Genomic DNA, 7,068 nt, shown 5'->3' with positions numbered 1-7,068 from the left:
AACTTTACGATAACTCCATAGTTCCTGCCAGTGAACGGTTCCGTTCAACCGGAGTTTCATTGTTCGTGCTGCGCACGCAACGAATCTCTAGCTGTTAGCGGATGTCTTATTTACTACTTGTTATCTCAAAACTATTTGGAAAATTTTCTTTTTTTACGAAAAGCAATGAAATAAATGGAATAAATATTAAAGGCAATATTACTTTTTTAGCAATAATTAATTGAACAATTAAACCTGTAATTGCAATTCCTATAATAATTCCCAAACCTAATTTATAAGTAACACTTGCATTAATAGTTATAGTTATGTCTTGAGCATATTTTATATTTATCTCTTTTACAATAGTGGTATTTTCATTTTTAATCTGAATAATATTTTTTCCGCTTTCTGCAATAAATATTTGTCTGTTATTTACATAGTCAAGTTCAGCTTTAGATTCATTATTAATGAGTATTTCGTACTTGTTACTTTTATTATAAATCCCAGTACTTTTAGACATTCTTACTATAATATTACTTTCTGCCATATTTACAACATTTAGGGTTTATTGTTTTTTGAATAGTTTCTTTATTTCACATTGTTTTTTAATTAACGAATTTTCCGAAGTTATACGCTAACTTGTATATAGGTCTGACAAAATCATCCCAATTTACCCTTATTTGGGTGGCTTTGTCTGACAAACGTCATCCCTTTTGCTTTTGCTAAAATAGAAATAAATTCGCACAAATCATTAAAAGGATTATAATTTACAATATCCCTTAGGCTGTCACAGAATAATGCTAAGAAGTCAGGACACTAGTATCAAAAAATAAAAAACATCTAATCATCTTTTCCTCCTTACCCCTACTCGTCCAACTATCATTATAATTACAAGTATTACTTATCACTATAAAAAAAAAAAAAGACACCTCATCAGCATCTTTTTCATCCATAAACAAAGTATCTACTTCTTCCTCCTACTCTTCCAGCTATCATTCTTTACGATTTTCCGTGAATACATTTAAATTATAATATAATTAGTTTAAATGCTCAATCTTTACCACCTCCGAACTCAAAACTTTAGTACCGCTTTCATTCATAGTTTGCTTTACGGTTACTTTAATTTTATCATATTGAGGAGTAGGGAACTTCATCAGGTCTGAAATATTTTTATACCCAAAAGCCTTTGCCAATAATGCAATATGACGCGTAGAATATTTGTGTCGTTGAGTAAATGATTCAACATTTCCAACAAATGTTTTTGTTACACCCATCGCCAGGCTTAAATCTTCCTTAGTAAAACCTTTTGATTTTCTCAAAGTTCTAATGTGATTTATTAACTCAAAATCGAATTGAGTAGTTTGAAATGCAAATGTTTTTTCCATTTAAAGCAAAATATAATATCCAACTTGTTGGATAATTAAATATTATTATTATATTTGTTCTAGCGAATTGACAATTAGCCTTTATTGGCATAATTAAAACGATGTTTTCTCGAACCGAAACGGCCAATTTTACCTCGAGAGTATCGTGAAGTCGCTCCATGTCAAAAAGTTTCTTACTTTTGCAACGGCATGCGAGCGGTTCTCACGTTAGCTTTAGGAGGTAACTTTTCAATCGAAAGATTTAAAAGACGGGTTTGGTCGCCCACGGTCCTGAAGTGTGAAACCGCTCCTTGCTTTTTTTGCAAGTACTCTTCATACCCGAAATACATCGTTCCATAACCATAAACCTATAAATTATGAGAACGATTTTTTTATGTACAACCGTCACCAAACCACCTTAACTACCTGCTAAAAGCAAGCTGCCTTTTGTTTCCCAAAACTGAAACAAACATTGTGTTAGGATAGGAAAACACCTAGAAGTACTCTTAATTAGAGACACTTCCTCCATCAGGATTTTAATACTGATTTGTTTAACTCTACCTTGATATATAAAAAGGGAATTATATAAAATAATAATCCTCTATATATCTAATCTCAAACCTAAAATGCTTTTGGCACTTAGATTTAAGCTTTTTCTATTTTTAAACTCGCACTTTAAAAGTATTGTCTTTATTTCTATTTTCCAAATGGTATGTTGTAATTTTTAGACTTTGTTTCAGAAAGGGTAACAAAAGGAGTTTTTTTAACTGAAAAACAAAGTGTAAATTTTAAAAAAATCTTAGTTGGAAGTTAGCATTTATATCTAAGTTCAACGAAAAAATGACCATAATCTTTAAATACCTGCACCGAAAAAACCTTTTGAATACAAATGGACATAATTTAATTTGAGTTAGTTACTAAAAGGTGCAGGTTATTTAGCCGCAACAGCAACTCATAACTCAGAACCCTTAACTAATAATTAAAAAAATGCCTATGAAATACTATAAACAAATACAAATAGGAATAATTATACTTTTTATAGCAACGATGTGCCTGTGGTTTTATGGTTGATATAAAGGTTATTTAGCAACAACCATTAACCCATAACTAAAAAACGCCTATGATATAGTAAAAAACACAATCCCTAAAGACATTCGACTTTAGACTTTGAGACTAAAGAAAAAGGCCCTCTAACTCGCCGGCAAGCTACACTAGAGGACCATCGCTAACAAAACTATCGTTTCATTTAACTATACCAATATTATGAAAAATATTTCATTTTACAAGGGTGGTTCGGCTTTTTGGTACCTGATTCTTTTTGGGTTCTCACTATCCTACACCCCTGCTCCAGCAAAAACCATACTGAGGCAATTGCAGTCGCAACCACAGCAAAGCCAAATAAGCGGTACCATTACTGATGCTACAAGCCCATTACCTGGCGTAACCATTTCCATAAAAGGAAAAGCTACATCTGGAGCTATCTCTGACGTGAATGGGAAATATACCCTGACCGCATCGCCCAACGACATTGTTGTTTTTTCTTTCATGGGCTTTAAAACCATAACAATACCACTTAATGGTCGCTCCGTTTTAGATATTCAGATGCAAGAGGATGCCACTGCGTTGCAAGAAGTCAAAATTAATGCTGGTTATTATTCCGTGAAAGAAAGCGAACGAACGGGAAGTATTGCCCGAATAACAGCCTCAGCTATCGAAACCCAACCGGTTACTAATGTGTTGGCCGCCATGCAAGGTCGTATGGCTGGAGTGAGTATAATACAAACCACTGGCGTACCAGGTGGTGGATTTGATATTAAAATACGAGGGCAAAACAGTATTCGAACCGATGGAAATTCGCCCTTATATATTATTGATGGTGTTCCTTACGCCACTGACCCTATTGGTTACAATCAAACAGCCTCTACATTCCCATCAGTTACCAGTCCTTTAAACAGTATTAATCCTGCAAGTATTGAAAGCATTGAGGTACTAAAAGATGCGGATGCTACTGCCATTTATGGTTCCAAGGGTGCGAATGGTGTAGTGCTCATTACCACTAAACGAGGAAAGTCGGGAAAAACGACCGTCAACGTTAAATCGACGACCGGCGTTGGAACGGTGACTAAATTCATGAAACTAATGAATACCGAGGAGTATTTAGCTATGCGCCGTCAGGCTTTCAGTAACGACCGTATCACAACCTATCCTCAATCTGCCTATGATGTAAACGGTACATGGGATCAAAACCGGTATACCGACTGGCAAAAAGAATTTATTGGAGGTACAGCACAATTTAACGATGTGCAAGGTGTGCTTTCTGGAGGCTCTAATAAAACGCAGTTTTTACTGAGCAGTACCTATCATACAGAAACTACTGTGTTCCCGAGCGATTTTATCTATAAAAAAGGTGGTGCTCAATTTAATATGAACCATAGCTCTGAGGACAATAAATTCAAATTCACTTTTTCGACGGGATATAATCTCCAGAATAACGACCAGCCGGCTTTCGATCTTACCGCAAGCTCTCGTTCTCTAGCCCCAAATGCACCAGCACTTTATAATGAAGACGGCAAACTCAATTGGGAAAATGGCACATGGCAAAATCCTTTGCGCTTTATGGTCGCTAAATTTAAATCCAAAACGAATGACTTGGTATCGAATGCCGTAATATCCTATGAAATTTTTCCAGCTGTTGTTTTAAAAAGCAATTTTGGATTTACAGACTTAAGACATACCGAAACCCGAACCTCACCCTCCACTATTTACAATCCATCCTTTAATTTAACAAGCAGCAATTCAAGTATCTACTTCAACACTACCAATCGACAGTCTTGGATTATAGAACCTCAACTAAATTGGGAAAAGGAATTAGGCACAAGTAAAATTGGAGTGCTTTTAGGAGGAACTTTCCAAAACCAAAACACAACCCGTCTTTACCAATTTGGTAGTGGTTTTACATCCAACAGTCTCCTTTATGATTTGGCCTCAGCAACAACTGCTCGTGTTCTTTTTAGCGACGATGCACAATACAAATACCAAGCTTTTTTTGGAAGAATAAATTACAATTGGAACGAACGCTATCTTTTCAATTTTACAGGAAGACGCGATGGCTCCAGTCGTTTTGGTCCCGGCAAACAGTTTGCTACTTTTGGTGCCATTGGTATGGCTTGGCTATTTTCGAAAGAAAATTTTCTAAAAGAAAACAGCTGGCTTAGCTTTGGAAAGCTTCGGGCCAGTTACGGTACTACCGGAAACGATCAAATTGGGGATTACCAGTTCTTAAACACTTATACTTCCACAGGTATTCTTTATGATTCCAATGTAGGATTGCAACCTTCAAGACTCTTTAATCCCAACTTTGGATGGGAGATTAACAAAAAATTGGAAGCTGCTATAGAGGCGGGATTTTTCAATGATCGACTATTTCTAACAGCGGCCTGGTACCAAAATCGATCTTCCAATCAACTTGTAGGTATACCATTGCCTGGTACAACAGGATTCCAGACCCTACAGGCCAATCTAGACGCTACCGTAGAAAATGCAGGTTGGGAATTTACTTTACGGACGGTTAATTTTAGTACTAAAAATTTTAACTGGACAACCAATTTGAATCTTACATTTGCTCAGAATAAACTCTTACGCTACCCCGGTTTAGAAACATCTACAAACAGTCAAAAGTATCGTATTGGTCAACCTTTGAACATTGAATTACTTTACGAATACACTGGTATTGATCCACAAAAAGGAGTTTATCAATTTAAAGACATTAATAGCGATGGTGCTATCACCTTCCCGAACGATAAACAAACTGCTGTAGATCTAAATCCTCAGTATTTTGGAGGAATCCAAAACCAATTGAGTTACAAAAACTGGAAATTAGACTTTCTTTTCCAATTTGTAAAACAGGAAAAACGCAATTACACCATCGGATTTGCAGGACAAATGACCAATCAGCCTGCCCGAATGGCTGACAGTTGGCAACAACTGGGAGACGATGCCACTGAACAAATCTATACAACCGGAGCAAATAGTGCAGCAGTGACTGCGAGTTCGCTGTACAATCAAAGTACTGGTATACTTACTGATGCCTCTTTTATACGGCTGAAAAACATTGCATTATCTTATGATTTGCCCCTCGTTATCCAAAATACAAAATGTCAAATCATTTTTCAGGGTCAAAACCTGCTGACTTTGAGTAGCTATAAAGATGGAGATCCCGAATTTATAACTGCTGGCTTTTTACCTCCTTTAAAAATTATAACTGCAGGAATTCAACTCACTTTCTAACTGTACACTTATGAAAACAATAAAACTAACACCGACTTCTAAACATCGCAACTGGCTGGTATTTCCAGTAGCGTTAGTATTACTTTGTATAACGTCATGTGATTCTTTTGTGGAAGTGGAACTGCCAAAATCACAACTAACAACCGTTACAGTATTCGATGAATATGCCACGGCCGAAGGTGCCTTAACTGATGTTTATTCAAAGATTAGAGACCAAGGTCTATTGACTGGCACTTCAGCAGGTCTTTCCTATCAATTAGCAAATTATACTGACGAATTTACTTGCTACTCTGCTCCGGGGGGACCTGCTCTGCCATTTTACTTCAATACGCTCCTGCCGGCTAACACTTCAATTTCTAGCTATTGGAATAGTTCGTATAATCAAATTTTCTCTGCCAATGCTGTAATGGAGGGTGTTCAGAAGAGTGCTAAACTATCTGTTAAACAAAAAGAGCAGCTTACGGGGGAGGCTCTCTTCATAAGGGCGCTGCTGCATTTTTATCTCACAAATCTTTATGGTGAAATTCCTTATATCCTAACTACAGATTATCAAAGTAATACTACAGTTAAAAAAAATACTGTAAATGAAGTTTATACACAGGTAATTTCAGACTTAGATACAGCAATAAATCTATTGTCACAACAATATGACGGTCCTGAGAGGATTCGTCCAAATCAATTTGTAGCTAAATCACTTTTAGCAAGGGTATATCTTTACGATGGAGCCTGGGCGGAAGCTGCCAATGCCTCGTCTGCAGTTTTAAATGCCACAAATTTCTATTTTCTTGAAAATGCGATCAGTACTGTTTTCCTTAAAAATTCAAAAGAAGCCATTTGGCAACTGCAACCTGCCACAGCTGGTAAAAATACCGATGAAGCTGCCTCATTTATCTTCCTTTCGGGTCCTCCGACGATGGTGGCGTTATCTGATAACCTGATAAACTCGTTCACTAGTTCTGACTTAAGAAAGAGTAACTGGACTAAAGCTGTATCAAAAGGCAGCGATATATGGCATCATCCATATAAATACAAAGCATTTAATCCAACGGCCGCTTCCGTAGAATATTCGATTGTGTTTCGTTTATCCGAGCAATATTTGATCCGAGCGGAAGCAAGAGCACAACAGGGCGATTTGATTGGGGCAAAAGAAGATCTTAACAAGATTAGAAAACGTGCAGGATTAAATGAAACAACTGCTGTTACACAACCAGAAATTTTAAATGCAGTACTGCAGGAAAGAAGATGGGAATTATTTACCGAATATGGACATCGATTTTTTGATTTGAAACGCTTTGGAAAAATTGATTCCGTGTTGTCTGCTACCAAAGCTGGTTGGAATTCAACCGATGTTTTATTTCCGTTGCCTCAAAATGAACTGAGTGTAAATCCTAACCTACGTCCTCAAAATAATGGCTATTAAAATTTATAGTATGATAAT

General features: G+C 36.5%; 4 protein-coding genes. 2 read left to right on the top strand and 2 right to left on the bottom strand.

Annotation, left to right across the window (positions count from 1 at the left end; all coding sequences use genetic code 11):
* Window positions 1–106 precede the first annotated feature (106 nt).
* Window positions 107–526: a hypothetical protein gene (locus DR980_RS13995; protein ID WP_113637248.1), complete on the bottom strand. Its 420-nt coding sequence runs from the start codon at window positions 524–526 to the stop codon at window positions 107–109.
* A gap of 490 nt (window positions 527–1,016) precedes the next feature.
* Entirely contained in the window at window positions 1,017–1,364 is a 348-nt protein-coding gene (locus DR980_RS13990) for a helix-turn-helix domain-containing protein (RefSeq protein WP_113637245.1), read from the bottom strand.
* A 1,242-nt stretch (window positions 1,365–2,606) separates the two neighbouring features.
* Here DR980_RS13990 and DR980_RS13985 point away from each other — a divergent pair.
* Both DR980_RS13985 and DR980_RS13980 read left to right on the top strand, forming a co-directional pair.
* The gene (locus DR980_RS13985; RefSeq protein ID WP_113637243.1) at window positions 2,607–5,630 is read left to right on the top strand and encodes a SusC/RagA family TonB-linked outer membrane protein; all 3,024 of its coding nucleotides are present in this window, start codon (window positions 2,607–2,609) and stop codon (window positions 5,628–5,630) included.
* A 10-nt stretch (window positions 5,631–5,640) separates the two neighbouring features.
* Entirely contained in the window at window positions 5,641–7,050 is a 1,410-nt protein-coding gene (locus DR980_RS13980) for a RagB/SusD family nutrient uptake outer membrane protein (RefSeq protein ID WP_113637241.1), read from the top strand.
* The last annotated feature ends 18 nt before the right edge of the window (window positions 7,051–7,068 follow it).

It is taken from the genome of Flavobacterium psychrolimnae (genome assembly GCF_003312425.1).
GTDB lineage: Bacteria > Bacteroidota > Bacteroidia > Flavobacteriales > Flavobacteriaceae > Flavobacterium > Flavobacterium psychrolimnae.
Note: the sequence above shows the minus strand (reverse complement) of the source record. Positions and strands in the feature narration are given on the sequence as shown.